22 protein-coding genes are annotated in these 21,407 nt (G+C 69.9%); 12 read left to right on the top strand and 10 right to left on the bottom strand.

The window, feature by feature from the left end:
* Positions 1–60: 60 nt before the first annotated feature.
* From AAHM41_RS28845 to AAHM41_RS28815, 7 genes are all read left to right on the top strand, one after another.
* Positions 61–1,569: a sugar ABC transporter ATP-binding protein gene (locus tag AAHM41_RS28845; RefSeq protein ID WP_342240066.1), complete on the top strand. Its 1,509-nt coding sequence runs from the start codon at positions 61–63 to the stop codon at positions 1,567–1,569.
* A 32-nt stretch (positions 1,570–1,601) separates the two neighbouring features.
* On the top strand, positions 1,602–2,612 hold the full coding sequence (locus tag AAHM41_RS28840; RefSeq protein ID WP_342240065.1) for an ABC transporter permease: 1,011 nt from the start codon (positions 1,602–1,604) through the stop codon (positions 2,610–2,612).
* A gap of 76 nt (positions 2,613–2,688) precedes the next feature.
* Complete coding sequence (locus tag AAHM41_RS28835) at positions 2,689–3,282, top strand: GNAT family N-acetyltransferase (RefSeq protein WP_342240064.1); 594 nt, start codon at positions 2,689–2,691, stop codon at positions 3,280–3,282.
* 108 nt (positions 3,283–3,390) lie between these two features.
* A complete protein-coding gene (locus AAHM41_RS28830; RefSeq protein ID WP_342240063.1) occupies positions 3,391–3,780 on the top strand; it encodes a VOC family protein in 390 nt (129 codons plus the stop codon).
* 216 nt (positions 3,781–3,996) lie between these two features.
* Entirely contained in the window at positions 3,997–5,244 is a 1,248-nt protein-coding gene (locus AAHM41_RS28825; protein WP_342240062.1) for an MFS transporter, read from the top strand.
* 254 nt (positions 5,245–5,498) lie between these two features.
* Entirely contained in the window at positions 5,499–6,116 is a 618-nt protein-coding gene (locus AAHM41_RS28820) for a LysE family translocator (protein ID WP_342240061.1), read from the top strand.
* A gap of 60 nt (positions 6,117–6,176) precedes the next feature.
* Positions 6,177–6,530 (top strand): DUF190 domain-containing protein, encoded by a 354-nt coding sequence (locus AAHM41_RS28815; protein WP_342240060.1) that lies wholly within the window; start codon positions 6,177–6,179, stop codon positions 6,528–6,530.
* A 21-nt stretch (positions 6,531–6,551) separates the two neighbouring features.
* On the opposite strand, the gene AAHM41_RS28810 is transcribed toward AAHM41_RS28815, so the two are convergent.
* The 3 genes from AAHM41_RS28810 to AAHM41_RS28800 all read right to left on the bottom strand — a co-directional run bounded on the left by AAHM41_RS28810 (position 6,552) and on the right by AAHM41_RS28800 (position 8,915).
* Positions 6,552–7,112, bottom strand: a complete 561-nt coding sequence (locus AAHM41_RS28810; protein WP_342240059.1) for a nucleotidyltransferase family protein — start codon at positions 7,110–7,112, stop codon at positions 6,552–6,554.
* A gap of 2 nt (positions 7,113–7,114) precedes the next feature.
* Complete coding sequence (locus AAHM41_RS28805) at positions 7,115–7,657, bottom strand: NAD-dependent epimerase/dehydratase family protein (protein ID WP_342240058.1); 543 nt, start codon at positions 7,655–7,657, stop codon at positions 7,115–7,117.
* A 187-nt stretch (positions 7,658–7,844) separates the two neighbouring features.
* Positions 7,845–8,915 (bottom strand): RluA family pseudouridine synthase, encoded by a 1,071-nt coding sequence (locus tag AAHM41_RS28800; protein ID WP_342240057.1) that lies wholly within the window; start codon positions 8,913–8,915, stop codon positions 7,845–7,847.
* Positions 8,916–8,966: 51 nt separating this feature from the next.
* Here AAHM41_RS28800 and crcB point away from each other — a divergent pair, with 51 nt between their 5' ends.
* A complete protein-coding gene (crcB, locus tag AAHM41_RS28795; protein ID WP_342240056.1) occupies positions 8,967–9,365 on the top strand; it encodes a fluoride efflux transporter CrcB in 399 nt (132 codons plus the stop codon).
* Between the two features lie 89 nt (positions 9,366–9,454).
* Entirely contained in the window at positions 9,455–9,958 is a 504-nt protein-coding gene (locus AAHM41_RS28790) for a hypothetical protein (RefSeq protein ID WP_342240055.1), read from the top strand.
* A gap of 6 nt (positions 9,959–9,964) precedes the next feature.
* Here AAHM41_RS28790 and AAHM41_RS28785 read toward each other — a convergent pair whose 3' ends face one another.
* From AAHM41_RS28785 to AAHM41_RS28770, 4 genes are all read right to left on the bottom strand, one after another.
* Positions 9,965–10,648 (bottom strand): DUF2459 domain-containing protein, encoded by a 684-nt coding sequence (locus AAHM41_RS28785; protein WP_342240054.1) that lies wholly within the window; start codon positions 10,646–10,648, stop codon positions 9,965–9,967.
* Positions 10,645–11,538 (bottom strand): hypothetical protein, encoded by an 894-nt coding sequence (locus AAHM41_RS28780; protein WP_342240053.1) that lies wholly within the window; start codon positions 11,536–11,538, stop codon positions 10,645–10,647. The genes AAHM41_RS28785 and AAHM41_RS28780 overlap by 4 nt, the downstream gene beginning before the upstream one ends.
* Positions 11,539–11,610: 72 nt before the next feature.
* The gene (locus AAHM41_RS28775; protein WP_342240052.1) at positions 11,611–12,534 is read right to left on the bottom strand and encodes an aspartyl/asparaginyl beta-hydroxylase domain-containing protein; all 924 of its coding nucleotides are present in this window, start codon (positions 12,532–12,534) and stop codon (positions 11,611–11,613) included.
* 90 nt (positions 12,535–12,624) lie between these two features.
* Positions 12,625–13,485, bottom strand: a complete 861-nt coding sequence (locus AAHM41_RS28770) for a TrmB family transcriptional regulator (protein ID WP_342240051.1) — start codon at positions 13,483–13,485, stop codon at positions 12,625–12,627.
* Positions 13,486–13,567: 82 nt separating this feature from the next.
* Between AAHM41_RS28770 and AAHM41_RS28765 the strand changes: the two genes are divergently transcribed.
* On the top strand, positions 13,568–13,999 hold the full coding sequence (locus AAHM41_RS28765; RefSeq protein ID WP_342240050.1) for a VOC family protein: 432 nt from the start codon (positions 13,568–13,570) through the stop codon (positions 13,997–13,999).
* 38 nt (positions 14,000–14,037) lie between these two features.
* Here AAHM41_RS28765 and AAHM41_RS28760 read toward each other — a convergent pair whose 3' ends face one another.
* A complete protein-coding gene (locus AAHM41_RS28760; RefSeq protein WP_342240049.1) occupies positions 14,038–15,360 on the bottom strand; it encodes a replication-associated recombination protein A in 1,323 nt (440 codons plus the stop codon).
* 234 nt (positions 15,361–15,594) lie between these two features.
* Here AAHM41_RS28760 and AAHM41_RS28755 point away from each other — a divergent pair, with 234 nt between their 5' ends.
* Both AAHM41_RS28755 and AAHM41_RS28750 read left to right on the top strand, forming a co-directional pair.
* The gene (locus AAHM41_RS28755; RefSeq protein ID WP_342240048.1) at positions 15,595–16,788 is read left to right on the top strand and encodes an efflux RND transporter periplasmic adaptor subunit; all 1,194 of its coding nucleotides are present in this window, start codon (positions 15,595–15,597) and stop codon (positions 16,786–16,788) included.
* 12 nt (positions 16,789–16,800) lie between these two features.
* A complete protein-coding gene (locus AAHM41_RS28750) occupies positions 16,801–19,989 on the top strand; it encodes an efflux RND transporter permease subunit (protein ID WP_342240047.1) in 3,189 nt (1,062 codons plus the stop codon).
* A gap of 27 nt (positions 19,990–20,016) precedes the next feature.
* Here AAHM41_RS28750 and AAHM41_RS28745 read toward each other — a convergent pair whose 3' ends face one another.
* Both AAHM41_RS28745 and AAHM41_RS28740 read right to left on the bottom strand, forming a co-directional pair.
* The gene (locus AAHM41_RS28745) at positions 20,017–20,868 is read right to left on the bottom strand and encodes a hypothetical protein (RefSeq protein WP_342240046.1); all 852 of its coding nucleotides are present in this window, start codon (positions 20,866–20,868) and stop codon (positions 20,017–20,019) included.
* Between the two features lie 61 nt (positions 20,869–20,929).
* Positions 20,930–21,407, bottom strand: a 478-nt coding sequence (locus tag AAHM41_RS28740) for a PDZ domain-containing protein (RefSeq protein ID WP_342240045.1), incomplete at its 5' end; no start/stop codon positions are given.

Genomic DNA, 21,407 nt, shown 5'->3' with positions numbered 1-21,407 from the left:
CTCGCGGGAGGGGGTCAGGGGGAGGGGGTTTTCGCGACCAGAGCAGGCGGACTTTCGAGCATGACCGATGCCGTCCTCGCCATGGAGGGGATCTCCAAGACCTATCCCGGCGTGCAGGCGCTGAAGGATGTCAGCCTGACCGTCCGCCGCGGCGAGGTGGTCGGGCTGATCGGCGAGAACGGGGCCGGCAAGTCGACGCTGATGAAGATCCTGGGCGGGGTCGAGTCCCCGACCATCGGCACCGTCACCGTCGGCGGCACCCAGCGCGCGGCCCTGACGGTGCCGGAGGCGATCGCCGCCGGCATCGCCTTCGTGCATCAGGAGCTGAACCTCTTCGACAATCTCGACGTCGCCGGCAACGTCTTCATCGGGCGCGAACCGCGGCGCTTCGGCCCGCTGAAGCTGATCGACACCGCCCGGCTGCACGCCGACACGCAGAAGCTGCTCGACCGGCTGAGCGTCGATTTCGGGCCGGCCACGCCGCTGTCCGAGCTGTCGATCGCCCAGCGCCAGATGGTGGAGATCGCCAAGGCGCTGTCGCTCGACGCCCGCATCATCATCATGGACGAGCCGACCTCGAGCCTGACCCTGACCGAGACCCAGACGCTGCTGCGCGTGATCGGCGAGCTGAAAGCGGCCGGGGTCGCCATCATCTTCATCACCCACCGCCTGGGCGAGATCGAGGCCTGTGCCGACCGCGTGGTCTGCCTGCGCGACGGCCGCGTGGTCGGGGCGCTGGACCGCGACGAGATCCATCACGACCGCATGGTGCGGATGATGGTCGGGCGCGACCTGCGGGCGCTGTACATCCCGCCCGCCGTCGCGGCGCAGCCGGGCGCGGTCGAGATCCGCGGCGTGCGCACCGCCACCTATCCCGACCACGAGGTGACGCTGTCGGTCGGCCGCGGCGAGATCCTGGGCCTGGCCGGCCTGGTCGGCTCCGGCCGCACCGAGCTGGCGCGCGCCATGTTCGGCATCGACCGGATGCTGGCCGGCGAGGTCCGGCTGGACGGCAAGCCGCTGGCCATCGGCACGCCCCGCGCCGCCATCGCCCAGGGCCTGTTCCTGGTGCCGGAGGACCGCAAGCGCAGCGGCCTGGTGCTGGACATGACCATCGCCGAGAACGTCACCCTGCCCGGCCTCCGGCGGGTCGCCCGGCGCTGGCTGATCGACGGCCGCGGCGAGGCGAAGGAGGCCGAGGTCCAACGCGAGAAGCTGCGCATCCGCACCCCGTCGGTCACCACCACCGCGCTGAAGCTCTCCGGCGGCAACCAGCAGAAGATCGTGCTGGCCAAATGGCTGGCGCTGCAGCCGCGCTTCCTGATCTTCGACGAGCCGACCCGCGGCATCGATGTCGGCGCCAAGTCCGAGATCTACCAGCTGATGCGCACCCTGGCCGACCGCGGCGTGCCGATCCTGATGATCTCCAGCGACATGGAGGAGGTGATCGGGGTCAGCGACCGCATCGCGGTGATGCATGAAGGCCGGATCAGCGGCATCCTGGACCGCGACCGGTTCAGCGAGCCGAATGTGATGCAGCTGGCCGTCGGCCGGCCGCTGGCGGCTTAAGCAAAAGAAAGTCCGGGAGGACGTCGGGGACGATGAGGAAAGAACTGGGGCTGGCGATCCTGATCCTGGTGATCGGCTGCGTCGTGGCGCTGCTGCAGCCGCGGTTCATCTCGGCGGTGAACCTGGTGAACATGGCCAATCTGGTCGGCCTGTACGGGCTGTTCTCGATCGGCCAGGGGCTGGTGATCATCACCGCCGGGATCGAGCTGTCGGTCGGGTCGATGTTCGCGCTGATCGGCGTCGTCTTCGTCGACATGGTGGTGAACTGGGGCTGGTCCTGGCCGCTGGCCCTGGCCGCTGCCATCGCCATGGGCGGCGTGTTCGGCGCCATCCACGGCTTCCTGGTCGCCCGGATCGGCATCCAGCCCTTCGTCGTCACCCTCTGCGCCCTGCTGATCTACCGCGGCGCCGCCCGCTACTACACCGACGACGCCACCGTCGGCTTCGGCTATGGCGGCGATTTCGACACGCTGGCGGAGTTCGCCACCGGCCGCAGCTTCGGCATCCCGAACAGCTTCCTGGCCATGGTGGTGGTGGCGCTGGTGATGTGGGTGGTGCTGCACCGATCGGTGTTCGGCCGCTACCTCTTCGCCGTCGGCAAGAACGAGGAGGCGGCGCGCTATTCCGGCATCAGCACCCGCACCGTGATCGCCTCGGCCTATGTCATCTGCGGGCTCCTGGCCGGCCTCGCGGCCGTGTTTCTCGCCTTCTACACCAACTCGATCCAGCCCTCGGCGCACGGCAATTTCTACGAGCTCTACGCCATCGCCGCGGCGGTGCTGGGCGGCTGCTCGCTGCGCGGCGGCGAAGGCTCGATCCTCGGCATCATCCTCGGCACCGTGCTGCTGCAGGTGCTGCAGAACCTGGTCAACCTGCTCGGCATCCCCTCCTCGCTCAACTTCGCGGTGATGGGCACGGTGATCCTGATCGGCGTGCTGGCCGACCAGCATCTGCAGAGGATGCGCGCCGCCCGCCAGGCCCGCGCCGTGCCGGCCGGGGCCGGGCAGGCGCCGGCGGTGGCGGGATCGGCGCCGAAGCCGTAACCGGAGGCACGGCCCCGACGAACAGGGTGCGCCGGAGGCCGTCAGGGGACATGACCGTCCCCGAAGGGAGCCGCCCATGTCCGAATCCTCGATGCCGACCGTGGCGATCGTCGAGCCGGCCGAGAGCGAGCGCGCCGTCGCCGCCATCCTGCTGGCCTTCGCCACCGATCCGATCGCCCGCTGGAACTTCCCCGATCCACGGCAATATCTGCTGCATTTCCCGGGCTTCATCCGCGCCCTCGGCGGTTCGGCCTTCGCCGACGGTACGGCCTGGCAGGCTGACGACTATGCCGGGGCGGCGCTTTGGCTGCGGCCGGGCGCCCATTCCGACGAAGAGGCCCTGGGGGCGCTGGTCGAAGCGACCATCCCGCAGGAACGGCAGGGCGAGATCGGCGCCGTGGTCGAGCAGATGGCCCGATACCACCCGGTCGAGCCGCACTGGCATCTGCCCCTGATCGGCGTCGACCCGCTGCACCGGCGCAAGGGTTATGGCGCGGCACTGCTGCAGGCCACCTTGCGCCGCTGCGACCAGGACCATCTTCCCGCCTATCTCGAATCGACCAACCCGGCCAATATCGGGCTGTACCAGCGGCACGGCTTCGAGATCATGGGGACGATTCAGGCCGGGACGTCGCCGCTCATGACGCCGATGCTCCGGGCCGCGCGCTGAGAGCCCGGTGCCGGCGCGGATCGAGCACCGTCGGTCGCGGGATCGTCATCGGAACCGTGATATCCTCTCCGAAACGCAGCGATCCACACCGTCTGATGGGAGGCAACGATGCCCGAACACGGCACCTTCGTCTGGAACGAGCTGAACACGCGCGACCCCGAGGCCGCCCGTGAGTTCTACGCCAGGACCCTGGGCTGGACCGTCGAGTCGATGCCGATGGCGGCCGGCGGCGAGTACCTGATCGCCAAGGTCGGCGACCGCATGGTGGGCGGCATCTTCGACATCCGGAACCTGCCCGGCATGGACCAGGTGCCGCCGCACTGGTTCGCCTATATCGAGGTCGACGACGTCGACGCCCGCGTCGCCGCGGCGCAGCTGGCCGGCGGCAGCCTGATGCGCGACATCTTCGAGGTGCCGGGCGTCGGCCGCATCGCCATCGTCCGCGACCCGACCGGCGCCGTCGTCGGCTGGATGACCTCGGCCCCCCAGCCCGGCTGACGGCTGCGGCCGGCCCAATCCGCGCTGCCCTGGAATTGGGCAGCATCGATGATCATGTGACCGGTTCTTGAGCGATCCGGCGGCAGCAGGCCGCCGGGTGGGACAGCTTGGTCCCGAGAACTCCTATGTCCTCTCCGCGACCGGCAAGTTGGCACGGTTCCTGCGAGATGCGGTCCGGCCGCCGAGGCCAGGTGAGTATCGCGTCCCGGAGCATCGATGGCCGACGTCAATCAATCGCTTGCAAGCTCGACCTCCGCCGCCAATCGGGCGCTGTGGATCTCGACCGTGGCCTTCACCTTGTGCTTCGCGGTCTGGACGCTGTTTGCGATCATCGGCATTCGCATCAAGCAGGAGCTCGGCCTGAGCGAAGCCGAATTCGGTCTTCTCATCGGCCTGCCGGTGCTGACCGGATCGCTCAGCCGCATCCTGCTGGGCATCTGGACCGGCCGGCACGGCGGCAGGCTCGTCTACACCGCGACAATGCTGGCAGCTGCCCTGGCGACGTTTCTGCTGTCCCGCGCCAGCACCTATCCGGAGATGCTGATCGCGGGCCTCGGCGTCGGCCTCGCCGGCGGGTCGTTCGCCGTCGGCGTCGCCTATGTGTCGCCCTTCTTCCCGCCGGAAAGGCAGGGCACGGCGCTCGGCATCTTCGGTGCCGGCAATGTCGGCGCGGCGGTGACGAAGTTCCTCGCCCCCTTCGTCCTTCTGGCCTGGGGATGGCAGGCGGTGGCGGAAATCTGGGCCCTTGCCCTCGCCGTCATGGCCGTCGTGTTCTGGTTCACGACCAGCGATGACCCGGAGCACCGCAGGCGCAAGCTGCACGGCCATGCGCCGAAGCCCTTCCTGCAGGAATTCGCCCCGCTGAAGAACCCGCGGGTCTGGCGCTTCTCGCTCTACTATTTCTTCGCGTTCGGCGGCTTCGTCGCCCTGTCGCTGTGGCTGCCGCGATATCTCGTCGGGGCCTACGGCTTCGATCTCGAGACTGCCGGCATGGTCGCGACCGCCTATTCGATCCCCGGCAGCATCTTCCGCGCCTATGGCGGCGTGCTGTCGGACCGGATCGGCGCCAGGGCCGTCATGTATCTGGTGTTCCTGGTCTCCGCCGTGGCGACGGCGATTCTCGCCCTGCCGGCGACGCCGCCCTTTGCGATCGGCCCGATCGTCTTCGTCGTCGCCGTCTTCGTGCTCGGCTTCGTCATGAGCCTCGGCAAGGCCGCCGTCTTCAAGCACGTCGCCGCCTACTACCCCGAGAGCATCGGGGCCGTCGGCGGGGTCGTCGGCATGGTCGGCGGGCTCGGCGGCTTCGTCCTGCCCGTCGCCTTCGGCATCCTGAAGGACATGACCGGCCTGTGGTCGAGCTGCTTCCTGCTGCTGTTTTTCCTCATCGCCGTCTCGCTGTGCTGGATGCATCGCACCGTCCGCCGCATCCCGGCCTCCGCAGCCCGCCCCGGCGCATCGGCCTGACCGGGTCCGGGGCGGGATCTCGCGTCGGGTTGACCGCGCCAGACCCGCCCCTTATCTTGCCGCCATGCTTCGAGCCGCTTTCCATCGCCTGCAACAACGCTGCCGCATTCCGGCGGTCGCTGTCGCATGCGCGCCCGGGACGAGGCTGCGGTCTTCCTGACCGCCGGCTGACGGCCCGACGCACGACGCCCCGCCACTCCGGCGGGGTTTTTCATATCCGATCCTCGCCGGCCCTTCCTACTTCGGAGAGCCCGATGATCGACCCGCACCTCCTCATCACCTTCATTGCCGCCGTTACCCTGGTCATGCTGGTCCCGGGGCCGAACGTGGCCCTGATCGTGGCCAACAGCGTCGCCTGGGGGCCGCGCTACGGCCTTTTGACCGTGTTCGGCACCAGCTCGGCCATGGTGCTGCAGCTCGGCCTGACCGCCCTCGGCATGGCCGAGGCGCTGGGCACCGCCGGCGGCTGGTTCGAGACGCTGCGCTGGATCGGCGTCGCCTATCTGGTCTGGCTCGGCGTCGCCCATTGGCGGGCGCCGCCGGCCGACCTGACCCGGATCGCGGCGCAGCCGAAATCCGCCGGCGCGATCTACGGCCGCGCCCTGCTGGTGTCGCTGACCAACCCGAAGACGCTGCTGTTCTATGGCGCCTTCTTCCCGCAGTTCGTCGACCCGGCGCGGCCGGCCGGCGCCCAGGTGGCGCTGCTGTCGGCGGTGTTCCTGCTGCTGGCCGTGGCGCTCGACAGCAGCTGGGCGCTGCTGGCAGGCCGCGCCCGGTCCCTGCTGGCCCGCCACGGCCGGCTGCGGCAGCGGATCACCGGCAGCCTGCTGGTCGGCGCCGGCATCGGTCTGGCCTTCGCCCGGGGGAAGTAGCGGGCCGACTCCGTCGGCGGATCGGCGTATGCTGATCCTTGCCGCGACGGAGACCCGATCGTGCAGTTGCCGCGGAACGCGATTCTGCTGCGCATCTTCATCGGTGAGAACGACCGCCACGACGGCCGTCCACTCTACGAGGCGATCGTGCTGAAGGCGCGCGAGGCCGGGCTGGGCGGCGCCACGGTGCTGCGCGGCCCGATGGGCTTCGGCCATTCCAGCCGCCTGCACACCGCCAAGATCCTGCGGCTGTCGGAGGACCTGCCGCTGATCATCGAGATCGTGGACGCGGAGCCGAAGATCGACGCCTTCCTGCCGGTGCTCGACGGCATGATGTCGAGCGGCCTGGTGACGCTGGAGAAGGTGCAGGTGCTGCAATACGGCATCGCCCGGACCGAGCCGCCCGAGACCTGACCGCCGCGGCCGTTTCCTCGGCTACCCGGCGATCGTCAGCCAGGGCCAGCGCGCCCGGTACGAGTCCGCCTTGCGGCGGAACAGCTCGGGCGACGGGTTCAGCGGATTGGGCCGGAGGACACCCTCGACCATGTCCTCGAGCCCGTTCGGAGCGTAGAGCCGGCCCGTCGCCACCTCGATGCCGATGCAGGTGCATTGCACGAGGTAGCGGTCGATGCCGTCGGTCGCCGACCGCAGCTGCGGATAGGCGCCGCCGAACCGCTTCTGGTACCAGAGATGGATCCGGGCCTGGTTCTTGACCTCGACCGGCGCGCCGAGATCTGCGAACAGGGCGGCCGCCTCGCGGATCACCGCATCCTCCGCCTCCCAGGACAGGTCGCTGTCGTCGAAGTAGAACACGTCGTAATCCTTGACCGCCGCCTCCGGCGGCTGGCCGGAGCGCCGGTTCCACACCGCCTGGAACAGGCAGCCGGCAGTCAGATGGCACTGCGGCAGGCCGAGCCGCGGCAGCCGCCCGATCAGCGCGGCGTTCACCGGATTCTCCATCGCCTGGGCGATGACGGTCTCGGCCGAGATCGGCATGGCTAGTCCTCGTTCGACAAGGCCCGCCGGAACTCCGCGGCCAGCCGGTCGTCATCCCAGTAATTCTGCCTCAGCCAGTCCGGCGCCGCGGCCAGCGCCGCCGGGTCGTGCGGCACCCAGCCGACCCGGATCACCCGGACCGAGCGCGGCCCCGCCGCATACATCGCCGCCAGGCTCTCCAGCGCCAGCTTGGACCGGCCGTAGCTGTTGATCGGGCCACCATTCTTCGGCGCGGCCCAGTCCGACGAGGCGACGACGATCCGCCCGACGCCCTGCGCCGCACAGGCCGCGAACAGCCGGGCGGCATCGATCACCGCCTGCCAGTGCACCGCCTCCGGTGCATCCGGGTCCGCCGATGTCGCCAGATGGATCAGCGCATCGGTGTCCCGCATGGCCGCGGCGATCGCCGGATCGCCGTAGTCGACCGTCGACAGATCGGCGCGGATCTCCGCCCCCGCCGCCCGGTCGATGCCGATGCAGCCCGGAAAGGCCCGCCGCAGCCGCCGCCCGATATTGCCCTCGGATCCGGTGATGATCAGCTTCAAGATCCACTCGTCATCTGCGTTGCCCCTCCCTCAATCCGTCATCCCCGCGAAAGCGGGGATCTCTTCGCGCTCTGACCGGAAAGAGATTCCCGCTTTCGCGGGGATGACGGCAAAGGGATGGGTCGTTGTCCCGAAAGACCTCGCCAAGCGGGAGAGGCGACGCGCTTGTTCGGGCTCCGTCAGCCCCTCAGTCCTCCGGCCCTTCCGGCTTCGCCTTCGTATCGAAGTCGAAATAGCGGAAGGTCGTCGTCATGTGCGGCGGCAGGGGCGCGGTGACGTCGATGGTGCCGCGCGTCGGGTGCGGCAGCACCAGCCGGCGGGCGTGCAGATGCAGCTGGCGCGGCAGCTCGGCCCCCGTGATCACGGCTTTGCCGGCGCCGTATTTGCCGTCGCCCAGGATCGGCGTGTTCAGCGCCGCCATGTGCAGGCGCAGCTGATGGGTGCGGCCGGTGACCGGCCACATCGCCACGAAGGCGGCGTGCCGGACCGCGGCCTCGACCACCGAATAGTCGGTGACCGCGCGCTGGCCCTCCTCGTCATCGTCCTCGACCACCCGGCCGACATTGTTCGGCGACCGCGCCAGGGCCAGGTCGATGCGGCCCTGATGCGGCTGCGGCACGCCGACCGTCACCGCCCAGTATTCCTTGCGCGTCGCCCGCTCGCGGAACGCCTCGCTGAGCCGCCGCGTCGCCTTGGCGGTGCGGCCGATCAGCAGCACGCCCGAGGTCTCCTGGTCCAGGCGGTGGATCAGCCGCGGCCGCTCCTTGGCGTCGAACTGCAGATGGTCGAGCAGCCCGTCGACATGCGCTTTGACCTTGCCGCCGCCCTGCGTCGCCAGGCCGGACGGCTTGTTCAGCACGATCACGTCGTCGTCGATCAGCAGGATGGCGCGCTTCAGCTCCGCCGCCAGGCCCTCGGCCTTCTCGGCCCTCAGCGGCATCGGCGCGCGCGGCACCGGCGCCTGCGCCGCGGCCTCGTCGAGCGGCGGGATGCGGATGGTCTGGCCGGCCTCCAGCCGCTGCGCCGCCTTGGCGCGCTTGCCGTCGACCCGGACCTGCCCGGTGCGCAGCAGCTTCTCCAGCCTTCCATGGGTCAGCCCCGGGAAGCGCTGGCGGAACCAGCGGTCGAGCCGCAGCTCGCCGTCGTCCTGCGACACCGCGACGGTCTGCACGGCGCGCGGCGCTGGGCCCCCGGATGGCGGGGTGGCGTCGGCCGCGGGCTTCGGCGCAGGATGGCGGTTCTTCGGCGGGGCTGGCATTCGGCTCATCGGCGTTGTGTAGCACGAGGGACCCGAGGAGGGGATCGTCACGTGGGGACTTATCTGTGGGTCGCGGCCGGCAGCGCGCTGGGCGGCATGGCGCGGTACTGGTGCTCCGGCTTCGTCGCCGAGCGCGTCGGCGAGACCTTTCCCTGGGGCACGCTGGTCATCAACATCCTCGGCTCCTTCGTCATCGGCTTCTTCGGCGGCCTGACCGGGCCGGATGGCCGTTTCCTGGTCAGCCCGGACGTGCGGATCTTCGTCATGGTCGGGCTGTGCGGCGGCTACACCACCTTCTCCTCCTTCAGCCTGCAGACGCTGACGCTGATGCAGGCCGGCGAATGGAGCCGCGCCGGCGCCAATGTGCTGCTGTCGGTGGTATTGTGCCTGATCGCGGTCTGGCTCGGCGTCGTGGCGGCCGGGGCAATCAACGCGCTGAAAGGAGCGTGACGGGACGAGATTTTCCCGCCATCCGTGCATAAAGGGATATTATCATCGCGTAAGGGGATCGAGTCGGCTCAGACATTGGGGGACGGGCGATGAGGCAGGGGATCGTGGCGGGAATCGTGCTGCTGGGGGTGCTGGCGGGTTGCGCACCGAAGCCGCTGCCGTCGGATCCGACCGCCGAGCAGCTGCTGGCGCACGGCGCCAAGCCGGTCCCGCGCATGGCGCTGCTCGAACGGCTGACCGACAAGACGGTCTACGGCACCTTCTCGGTCGACACCAACACCGACAAGGCCGGCGACGCCTGGACCGAGTATTTCGCCCCGGACGGGCAGCTCTGGTACCGCGACCGGCGCACCACCTTCCGCGGCCGCTGGCACGTGCCGGACGACCGGGACGAGCTGTGTCTGAGCTTCCGCGAGGGCGAGGAGCGCTGCGCCAAGCTCTACGAGCTCGGTACCACCCTGCAGTTCGTCTCCGTCGCCCAGGGCCCCTATCAGGGCCGCGCCGTCTCCTACGCCGACAAGACGGTGGACGGCGACGCCGAGGGCTTCGTGCCGAAGAAGCCGGAGCCGCAGAAGCGCCAGCCGCGGAAGTAGGGCATTTCACCCCAGTGGCCACATCACCCCAAAGCTGAACGGCGCCCACAACGCGGTCGGCGCCCCGGCCGCGCGCAGCGCCTCCGCGGTCCAGACATTGCAGGTGCGCCACGGACGGTAGGTGCCATGCGCGGCGTAGAAGGCCTCGTGGGTCCCGGTCCCCGGCGGCGCCGAAAGCACGCCATGCCCGGCTGGATCCAGTGCTGCGGTGCCGCGGATGAAGCCGATCAGCGCCGCCCGCGCCTCGCGATCCAGCGCCATCCGGGTGCAGCCCGGCACACCCGCGGGATCCAGCACATAGGCGACGTGCAAGGCGCTGGGGCCGCCGCCGAGCAGCGCCGCCATCGCCGTGCGGAAGCGGAGATCGGCCCAGCTCGGCGTCTCGCGGTAGAAGGTCAGGTCGCCCCAGCCGAAGGCGACATGCAGGTTCGGCACGAAGGCGACCGGCACCGCATCCGGGAACACCGCGGTCCAGTCGACCAATTCGTCCCTCGCCGGCAGCACGATGTCGGTGTGGGTCACGGTGGCGCAGACATAGGCCGGTGGGTCGCTCGCGGCGACCGCCTGCGCCCGGCCGCCGAGCGGCACCAGGGCGAGCGCAAAAGCGATGCCTATGTAGAGCACGGCGAGGCCGAGCAGCCCGGCGGCCAGTGCGGCGACGGTGGCGAGGAGCAGGCGCAGCGCCCTCATCCCCGCACCCCGAAGATCCAGCCCTCGGTGCGGGCGGTGGCGGGGTCGAGGCCCGGCGGCGACCAGACCGCAGGCTCCGCCGCCAGCGCCCGCAGCCCGGCCGCGGCCACCAGCGCGTCGGTGGCGTGGTCGGTCAGCGGATCGGGCGCCGCGGCCGGGGCGCTGCCGAGCCGCGCCAGCGCGGCGTCGAGCTCGGCACGGTCGCGCACCTTGGCGCTGGCGGTGCGGCCGGACCGGCGCCAGAACAGCCGCGGGAAGATCTCGACCAGCACCAGCGGCTGCGCCGCCGGGGCCTCGAACGGCCACACCGCCAGCCGCCCGTCGAGCCGGGCGCGCAGATGGTGCAGCACCCGCATCCCGGCCAGCGCGCCGGGCCCGACCGTCTTCGGCCCGAACTGCTTGAACGGGCTGTCCGGCGCGCCCAGCCGGTCGCGGCGGCAGGCCAGCTCGGCGGCGCGGTGTGGCTCGACCCAGCCGGCCGGGCGCGGCCCGCGATGCCAGAAATCGGCGACATAGTCGGCATGGCGGGCGAAGCCGGCGCCGTGGAAATCCGGCGCTTCGCCGGCGACCCGGTCGACCAGCGCCCACAACGCCCGTGCGTCACCGCCCGGCGGCAGGTAGCCGGCGGCGACGGCGAAGGGCAGCGAGAAGGCGCAGTCGATCCCGGCCAGGATCCGATCCCCCGTCACCGCCTGCGCCGCGAGCCAGTCGGCCACGGCGGTCCGGGTCCAGCGCCGGCCGGCCGGGGGCGGCAGCAGCGCCGGGCCGCCGGTCCCTCCCCGGCACTCGGCCACGGCGACACCGTCATAGGCGCCGACGGCCCCGGACCAGTCGATGGCGACGAAACGGTCGAAAGCGGCCGGGCCGGCTTCATGCGTCGGGGACTTCACCGCGGATCACGCCTCGTGCGGGGAACGGGCCGGCCGGTACCGTGGCGCGGCGGCGTGTCCGAAGAAAGGCGATCAGGCCAGCGCCAGGAACGCCGCCAGCAGCCCGCCGAAGAAGGCGTATTTGATCGCGTAGTACAGCTTCCGGTTCTTCTTCTTCACGCCCTTGAAGTAGGTCCGGATCGGATAGATGTAGGCGAACGCCTTGTTCAGCCCCGAGACCTTGTCGCCGTCGGCGTTGCGGGTGGCGCCGGCCTGGATCAGGTACTTGGCGAAGAAGCGGTTCACCGCCAGCGCCCAGCGGAACCGCATCGGCCGCTCGACGTCGCAGAACAGGATCACCCGGTTCTCGTCGGAGAAGTTCTCGGCGTAGTGGATGAAGGTCTCGTCGAACACCACGTCCTCGCCGTCGCGCCAGCTGTAGGACTTGCCGTCGACGATGATGCGGCAGCGGTCGTCGTTCGGCGTGATCAGGCCGAGATGATAGCGCAGCGAGCCGGCATAGGGGTCGCGATGCGCCACCAGCTTGCCGCCCGGCGGCAGCGAGGTGAACATCGCCGCCTTCAGGCCCGGGATGGTCTGCACCAGGGCGACCGATTTCGGGCACTGCGCCGCGGCCGAGGGCAGCGGGTCGCCGTACCATTTCAGGTAGTAGCGCTTCCAGCCGCGGCGGAAGAACGAGTTGAAGCCGACATCGTCGAGCTTGTCCGAGCCCTTGATGTCGCCCTCCTCCTGCAGCCGCAGCGCCTCGTCGCGCAGGACGTGCCAGTTGTCCTTCAGCGCCTGCAGCTCCGGGAAGCTGCGCGGGTCGTGATAGGGCGTGCTCGGCACCCGCGAGAACAGGTACATGAAGCAGTTGATCGGCGCGAAGAAGGTCGAATGGTCGGTCAGCTGGCGGGTGAAGCGGTGCCGCACCTGGCCGCGGAAATGCACCCACAGCGCCGAGGCGATGTAGGCGTAGACGATCAGGAACTTCGGCGCGAGCACAGTGGCCAGCATCTGGGCCATACCTCCAACGACCCGGCGAACGGAACCGGGTTTGCGACCAATTCGCACGCTCTATACCATTCCTCCGACCTTACCGATAGGTCAGGGCGCCGCAGGCCCGGGCTGCCTGGGCAGGAAGCGGATCTCGCGCAAATCCTGCAGCGCCTTCTGCCACAGCGTCTCGAAGCCCTGGGTCAGGCTGGCGGCCAGCTCGCGGTCATGCACCAGCAGCGAGGCGAAGCGCCCCTCCGGCACGAAGGGGTGGTCGAGCGACAGGATCACCGTCTCGTCGTCCAGCACATGGAACGGGTGGCCCAGCTCGCCCGAATAGCGCAGCCCCGACAGGTGGCCGAGCGTGCCGCCATGGCGCCGCAGGAAGGCCAGCAGCCGCGGCGCCGTGCGGTCGGAGAAGCCGAAGATCGCCCGGTGGTCCAACCCGTGCCCGGAGGCGGCGCGGGCGAGGCGCTTGAGCACGTCGAAGCCGGAATCGGCCTGGCGGTCGATGGCCGAGAGGTCGCCCTCCTCAAGATAGGACAGCACCCGCCGCCGCGCCCCGGCCAGGCGGGCGAGGTGGCGCTTCACATGGCTTTCGGTGCCGAGCGCCAAATCGACCACGCCGCGGCCGCCGCGCAGCCGCCCGGGCAGGTCGCGCAGGGTGGCGCGCAGCTGGTCGGCCTGGGCGGCGAAGCTCTCCGCCCGCTCGCGCGCCAGCTCGACCAGCCGGTCGACCACCGCGTCCGGCGACAGCGCGGCATAGAGCTTGGGCCGGCTGTGCTGGGTCTCGCACAGGCCCAGCCGGGCCAGCTTCTCCATCGCCAGGTAGATCTTGGAGGTCGGGATGTCGCCCTCGCGGCACAGACCGGCCGCGTCCGAAACGCCGAGAATCCCCAGCGCCACCAGCGCCCGCTTCTCGTAGAGCGAGAAGCCCGCCTCGTCGAGCAGCGCCAGATCCTGCCATCGCATGATCGCTTTCTACTCCGAAAAGTAGATGAAAGCGAGCCGCCGGCCGCGGACAATCCCTCCATCAACCCTGCGGGAGGACGCGATGAGCAAGGAGTCTACCGGGCAGGTGATCCCCAGCTTCTGGATCGAGGAGGTGGAGGCGCTGCGCGACTTCTATCTGGAGAAGCTCGGCTTCGGCCACATGATGGGCATCGTCGGCAAGGACGGGAAGTTCGACTTCGGCATCGTCCAGCGCGACGGGATCATGGTGATGATGGGCCGCCCGCAATCGCCCGGCGCCGGCATCGCCAAAGGCCAAAGCGGGGCCCGGGCGCTCGACATCTACTTCAGCGTGAAGGATGTCGACGCCTATCACGACGAGGTGCGGTCGCGCGGCGTTGCGGTGGCCGAGGCGCTGGCCACGCAATGGTGGGGCGACCGCAACTTCGCGGTGAAGGACCCCTACGGCTATACGCTGTGGTTCTACCAGACCGTCGGCACCCCCGAGCCGCCGCCGGGCGTGACCATGGTGTGAGACGGAATGTAGGTTGGGTTCGCCTCAGCGAACCCAACCTACGATTCCTCTCCCCTCTGTCCCCGCAGCTTGGCCCAGTAGTCGAGCCGCTTCTTGATCTCGCGCTCGAAGCCGCGCTCCACGGGCCGGTAGAACTCCTGCCGGTCCATGTCCGGCGGGAAGTAGTTCTGGCCGGAGAAGCCCTCGTCGGTGTCGTGGTCGTAGGCGTAGCCCTTGCCGTAGCCGATCTCCTTCATCAGCCGGGTCGGGGCGTTCAGGATGTGCATCGGCGGCATCAGGCTGCCGGTCTCCTTGGCCGCCCGGGCGCTGGACTTGAACGCGGTGTAGGCGGCGTTCGACTTCGGCGCCGTGGCCAGGTAGATCACCGCCTGGGCGATCGCCAGCTCGCCCTCCGGGCTGCCCAGCCGCTCATAGGCGTCCCAGGCCGCCAGCGACTGGGTCAGCGCGTTCGGATCGGCCATGCCGATATCCTCGACCGCGAAGCGCACCAGCCGGCGCACGACATAGAGCGGATCCTCGCCGCCCGCCAGCATCCGCGCGAACCAGTACAGCCCGGCATCGACGTCGGAGCCGCGCAGCGATTTGTGCAGCGCCGAGATCAGGTTGTAGTGGCTCTCCTGCGCCTTGTCGTAGACCGGCGCCCGGCGCTGCACCGTCTGCGCCAGGCCGGCGGCGTCGAGCGGCGCCGCCGCCTTCAAGGCGAACAGCTCCTCCGCCAGGTTCAGCAGGTAGCGGCCGTCGCCATCGGCCATGGCCTTGACCGCGTCGCGCGCCTCCGGCGCCAGCGGCAGCGGCCGGCCCTCCGCCGCCTCGGCCCGCTGCAGCAACTCCTCCAGCGCCGCGAAATCGAGGCGGTTGAGGACGAAGACCTGGCAGCGCGACAGCAGCGCCGCGTTCAGCTCGAAGGACGGGTTCTCGGTGGTGGCGCCGATCAGGGTGATGGTGCCGTCCTCGACCACCGGCAGGAAGGCGTCCTGCTGGCTGCGGTTGAAGCGGTGCACCTCGTCGACGAACAGCAGCGTGCCCTGCCCCGCCGCGCGCCGGCCGCGGGCCGCCTCGAACACCTTCCGCAACTCGGCCACGCCGGAGAAGATCGCCGACAGCGGCTCGAAATGCAGGTCGGTGTGCTCCGCCAGCAGGCGGGCCAGGGTGGTCTTGCCGCAGCCGGGCGGCCCCCACAGGATCATGCTGGCGATGCGGTGCGCCGCCACCATCCGGCCGATCGGCCCGTCCGGCTTCAGCAGGTGGTCCTGGCCGACCACCTCGGCGATGCTGCGCGGCCGCAGCCGGTCGGCCAGCGGCCGCGGCGCCTGGTCGGCGAAAAGGGAGGGCGTGTCGTCGGGTCTGGGAGAGCGAGCCATGATGGCGCGCATCGTCGGACAGCGGCCGCCCCGGCGCAATGGCGAGCTTCGCCGCCCCGGGCGGCCGGCGCCACAATCCGGCCATGCTTTCGCCCGGTTGTGATCACGGTCACTTCGCCCGGAACTTTTGCAGTGCAAAAGGCGAACGACCCTTTCAGCCCTAACCCCGACAATTGACAACCCCCCATGCAGGCACGACCCTCTTGGCCGGGGACCTCCTTCGGAGTGCGAGACATGATGACCGGGCGCCTGCAGACGCGGCCAGGACGGGTGCTCGGCACCCTGGCGGCATTGGGAATGGTGGCTTTCCTGGCCGCCTGCAACGAATCGGGCAGCGACCAGGGCCAGTCGGCACCGCCGCCCCCGCCGGTCACGGTGGCCTCGCCGCTGGTCAAGAAGATCACCGAATGGGACGAGTTCACCGGCCGCTACGAGGCGACGGCGACGGTCGAGGTGCGGGCCCGCGTCTCCGGCTACCTGCAGTCGATCAACTTCGCCGACGGCGCCACGGTCAAGCAGGGCGACGTGCTGTTCGTGATCGATCCCCGGCCCTACCAGGCGACGGTGGATTCGGCCAAGGCCGATCTGGCCAACGCCGAGGCCCGGCTGGACCTCGCCAAGGTCCAGCTCGACCGCGCCCAGTCGCTGGTCGCCCAGTCCAACGTCTCGCGCTCCTCCTATGACCAGGCGGTGCAGGAACGCCGCGCAGCCGAAGCCGCGGTGGCCCAGACCACGGCGGCGCTGCAGTCGGCCCAGCTCAATCTCGACTTCACCCAGGTCAAGGCCCCCATGGCTGGCCGCGTCTCCAACCGCCGGGTCGACATCGGCAACCTGGTGACCGGCGACCCGAGCTCGACCCTGCTGACCACCATCGTGGCGTTCGACCCGATCTATTTCGAGTTCGACATGAGCGAGTCCGACTACCTCGCCTATCAGCGCGCGGTGGTGGCCGGCAAGCTGCCTTCGACCCGCGACAACGCCACCATCATCCAGACCCGCCTGCCGGACGAGCAGGACTGGCCGCATGCCGGCACCATGAACTTCGTCGACAACCAGCTCGACCCCGGCTCCGGCACCATCCGCGCCCGCGCCATCCTGGACAACAAGGACCTGTTCATCACCCCGGGCCAGTTCGGCCGGCTGCGCCTGCCCGGATCGAACGAGTACGACGCCATCCTGATCCCGGACAGCGCGATCCTGACCGACCAGTCGAACCGGATCGTGATGACGGTCAAGGATGACGGCACGGTCGAGCCCAAGATCATCCGGCCGGGCCCGACCCAGCCGGGCGGCCTGCGCATCGTGCGCGAGGGCCTGACCGGGCAGGACAAGGTCATCATCAACGGGCTGGTCCGTGCCCGCCCGGGCGGCAAGGTGACGGCCCAGCCCGGCAAGATCGAGCCGGCGCCGGAATACGAAGCGAACTGAGGACAGGCCCGGATGCGCTTCTCCCATTTCTGCATCGACCGCCCGATCTTCGCGACGGTGCTGTCGATCCTGGTCGTGCTGCTCGGCGCGGCCGCCTACTTCACCCTGCCGGTGGCGCAATACCCCGAGATCGCGCCGCCGACCATCGAGATCCGCACCTCCTATCCCGGCGCTTCGGCCGAGGTGGTCTCCAACACGGTCTCGACGCCGATCGAGCAGGAGATCAACGGCGTCGAGAACATGCTGTACATGCAGTCGCAGGCGACCGGCGACGGCCAGCTTGTGATCCAGGTCACCTTCAGCCTCGGCACCGACCTCGACATCGCCCAGGTGCTGGTGCAGAACCGCGTCGCCGTGGCCGAGCCGCGGCTGCCGGACGAGGTGCGCCAGATCGGCGTCACCGTGCGCAAATCCTCGCCCGACATGCTGATGGTGATCCATCTCAGCTCGTCGGACGGGTCGCGCGACCCGCTCTACGTCTCCAACTACGCGACGCTGCAGGTGCGCGACGTGCTGGCCCGCCTCGACGGTGTCGGCGACGTGCGCATCTTCGGCGCCCGCGACTACGCCATGCGGGTCTGGCTGGACCCGGACAAGGCCGCCTCGCGCAACCTCACGGCCGGCGAGATCATCGCGGCGCTGCGCTCGCAGAACGTCCAGGTCGCCTCCGGCGTGCTGAACCAGCCGCCGGTGCCCGGCCAGGGCGGCGCCTACCAGCTCAATGTCGAGACCCTCGGCCGCCTGTCCGACCCGCGCCAGTTCGGCAACATCGTCATCAAGACCGACAGCGACGGCCGCGTCACCCGCGTGCGCGACATCGCCACGGTCGAGCTGGCGGCGCAGGACTACACCGCCAACGGCTATCTCGACGAACGGCCGGCGGTGCCGCTCCTGGTGTTCCAGCGCCCGGGCTCCAACGCGCTGGAGACGGCCGAGCGGCTGATCTCGACCATGCAGGAGCTGTCCAAGAGCTTCCCGCCGGGCCTGCAGTACAACATCATCTACAACCCGACCGAGTTCATCGCCGAATCGGTGCATGAGGTCGAGAAGACGATCTGGGAAGCGATCGCCCTGGTCGTCATCGTCGTCATCCTGTTCCTGCAGACCTGGCGCGCGGCGATCATCCCGGTCGTCGCCATCCCGATCTCGCTGATCGGCACCTTCATGGTGATGGCGGCGCTGGGATATTCGCTGAACAACCTGTCTCTGTTCGGCCTGGTGCTGGCCATCGGCATCGTCGTCGACGACGCCATCGTCGTGGTCGAGAACGTCGAACGCCATCTGCGCGAAGGCAAATCGCCGAAGGAGGCGGCGCATCTGACCATGGACGAGGTCGGCGGCGCCCTGATCGCCATCGCCCTGGTGCTGTGCGCCGTGTTCATCCCGGCGGCGATGATCAGCGGCATCTCCGGCCAGTTCTTCCGCCAGTTCGCGGTGACCATCGCCGCGGCGACGGTGATCTCGGCCTTCGTGTCGCTGACCCTGAGCCCGGCGCTGTGCGCCATCCTCTTGAAGCCGCACCAGGAGCATCACGAGAAGAAGACCTTCGTGCTGTTCCGGCCGGTCCAGTCCTTCTTCCGCGGCTTCAACTGGGCCTTCGACAAGCTGTCGCACGGCTATGGCGGGCTGACCCGCCGGATCCTGCGCTTCGCCGTGGTCATGCTGGTGCTCTATGTCGGGCTGATCGGCCTGACCGGGCTGCAGTTCGGCCGCGCGCCGACCGGCTTCATCCCGGACCAGGACCAGGGCTACCTGATCACCGTGATCCAGCTGCCGCCCGGCTCCTCCCTCGCCCGCACCGACGCGGTGGTGCGGGAGGCGGCCAAGGAGATCCTGCAGGTGCCCGGCATCATCCATGTCGTGCCCTTCTCCGGCTTCGACGGCGCCACCTTCACCAACGCCTCGAATGCCGGCGCGATCTTCTCGACCTTCGCGCCCTTCGCCGAGCGCACCGCCAAGGGGCAGGATGTGCGGCGCCTGCAGCAGGCGCTGAACCAGAAGCTCGCCGGCATCCAGGACGCCTTCATCATCACCATCCAGCCCCCGCCCGTGCGCGGCATCGGCACCGGCGGCGGCTTCAAGATGATGGTCGAGGACAAGACCGGCCGCGGCCTGGCGGCGCTGGACGCCGCGACCCAGGAGATCGTGGCCAAGGCGAACCAGACCCCCGGCCTGGCCGGCATCTTCTCGCTGTTCAACACCCGCACGCCGAAGCTCTATGCCGACATCGACCGGGTGAAGGCGGAGATGCTGGGCGTGCCGGCCGACCGGGTGTTCGAGACGCTCGAGGTCTATCTTGGCTCGACCTATGTCAACGACTTCAACTATCTCGGCCGCACCTTCCGCCTGACCGCCCAGGCCGACGGCAAGTTCCGGCAGAACCTGCGCGACATCGGCAACTACAAGACCCGCAGCGACAGCGGCGGGATGGTGCCGCTCAGCGCCGTGGCCAGCTTCCACGACCGCACCGGCGCGTACCGCGTGCCCCGCTTCAACCTGTACCCGGCGGCCGAGGTCCAGGGGTCGACCATGCCGGGCTACTCGACCGGCTACGCCCTGGCGACGATGGAGCAGATCGCCACCGAGACCCTGCCGCAGGGCTTCGGCTTCGAATGGACCGAGCTGGCGCTGCAGGAGAAGCTGGCCGGCAACACCGGCATGCTGGTGTTCGTCGCCTCGGTGGTGTTCGTCTTCCTGCTGCTGGCGGCGCAGTATGAAAGCTGGACCCTGCCGCTGTCGGTCATCCTGATCGTGCCGATGTGCCTCTTGGCCGCGGTCACGGGGCTGCTGCTCAGGGGCATGGACGTCAACATCCTGGCGCAGATCGGCTTCGTCGTGCTGATCGGCCTGGCGGCGAAGAACGCGATCCTGATCGTCGAGTTCGCCCGCCAAGCGGAGGAGCATGGCGAGAGCCGGCAGGAGGCCGCGATCTCGGCCGCCCGCACCCGGCTGCGGCCGATCCTGATGACCTCCTTCGCCTTCATCTTCGGCGTGGTGCCGCTGGTGATCGCGTCGGGTGCCGGCTACGAGATGCGGCAGTCGCTGGGCACGGCGGTGTTCTTCGGCATGATCGGCGTGACCGTGTTCGGCCTGTTGTTCACGCCGCTGTTCTACGTCGTCTGCCGCTGGCTCGGCTCGGTGGTCGGCCGGCGCAAGCCGGCCGCCCCGGCGCCGAAGCCGGAGAGCGGCCCGGCGGAGTGATCGCGACGGTTGCGGCGTCCTGGAGCCTCACTCCGGGACGCCGCTGCCCCGCGCCAGTTCCGGGAGCCGCAGCGCCCGATACAGCTCGGCCAGTATGCCGGCGAAGACGCTGACCTCGACCGCGGTCAGCGCCAGCGACACCAGGTCGATCACCAGGGTCACCAGGCCGGCGCCCTGCTCCTCCGGCAGGATCGCGTCCAGCACCAGGCCGAGGCCGATGGCGACTAGGAAGAACCCCAGGAGGGCGATGACCAGCGCCCCGAGTACCGCCAGCCGCCGGCCGCGCAGCAGCCGGCTGCTCTCGGCGGCGGTCAGGCCGCTGTCGCCGATCGCGATGCCGGGCAGGATCAGCCCGTAGAAGGCGAAGGGCACGGTCGACAGGATGGTGATCAGGCCCGAGATCGTCAGAACCCCCAGCATGCCGTCCGACGCCCCGCCATCGGCCATGGCGCGCAGCAGCGACGGCCCGCCGACCAGGCCGAACAGCAGCGACAGCACGAACAGCCCGGCCACGGCCGTGACCATGCCGAGGATGCCGAGCCAGATCTGGTACAGGGCGAAGCGGAACGTCGCGGCATCGGCCGGGAACAGGGAGAATTCGCCGCGCAGCACATAGCGATGCCAGCTGACCGCGATCAGGGCGATGGCGAACAGCAGCACCAGCATCGACAGCATCACCGCCAGGGCACCGGCGCCCGACGGTTCCTGGCCGGTGAACATCGCCGTGACCTCGTCGCCCCACAGCCAGTCGATGGCGAAGCGGAAGATCAGCGCGAAGGCGACCGCGGGCGCCGCCAGCCATGCCAGGGCGCGGGCATGCCCCAGGCTCCAGCCCAGCGCACGCCGCAGCAGGTCGCCGCTCGAAAGTGCCGCCATCATCCATCCCCTTCCCACGAATCGGGGCGGATCATTTCAGCCGGACGGCGGCGAGGCAACCGGGCTACCGCCCGACGACCGTCTCCAGCACCTGCCCGCCGCGCTGGACGGCGACGCGCCATGGGCCGCGCGACCCGCGCAGCGCCGTGTCCAGCGCCTCGGTGCTCTCCACCGCCTCGTCGTCGAGCCGCAGCAGCACGTCGCCCGCCTGCAACCCCAGCCGCGCCGCCGGGCTGCGGGCGGCGACCGCGGTCACCACCACGCCCTTGCCGGGGCCGTTCAGCCGCATCTCCTCCGCCACCGCCGGCGAGACATTGACCACGGTGGCGCCGGCCAGAGGCGAGTGGCCGCCGAGCACGCGCTGGTCGCGCGGCGGGTCCTCCGGCGGCGCCTCGACCGGCAGCGCCAGCTCGGCCGTGTCCTTGCCGCGCCGCACCGTCAGCCTGGCGGTGGCGCCGAGATCCAGCGTCGCCAGGCGGAAGCGCAGCGATTCCGGGTCGGGGGGGGGGGGGGGGGGGGGGGGGCGCGCCCCCCCCCCCCCC

Source organism: Inquilinus sp. OTU3971 (genome assembly GCF_038440215.1).
The sequence above is the reverse complement of the archived record's forward strand: the minus strand, read 5'-3'. Positions and strand labels throughout refer to the sequence as shown.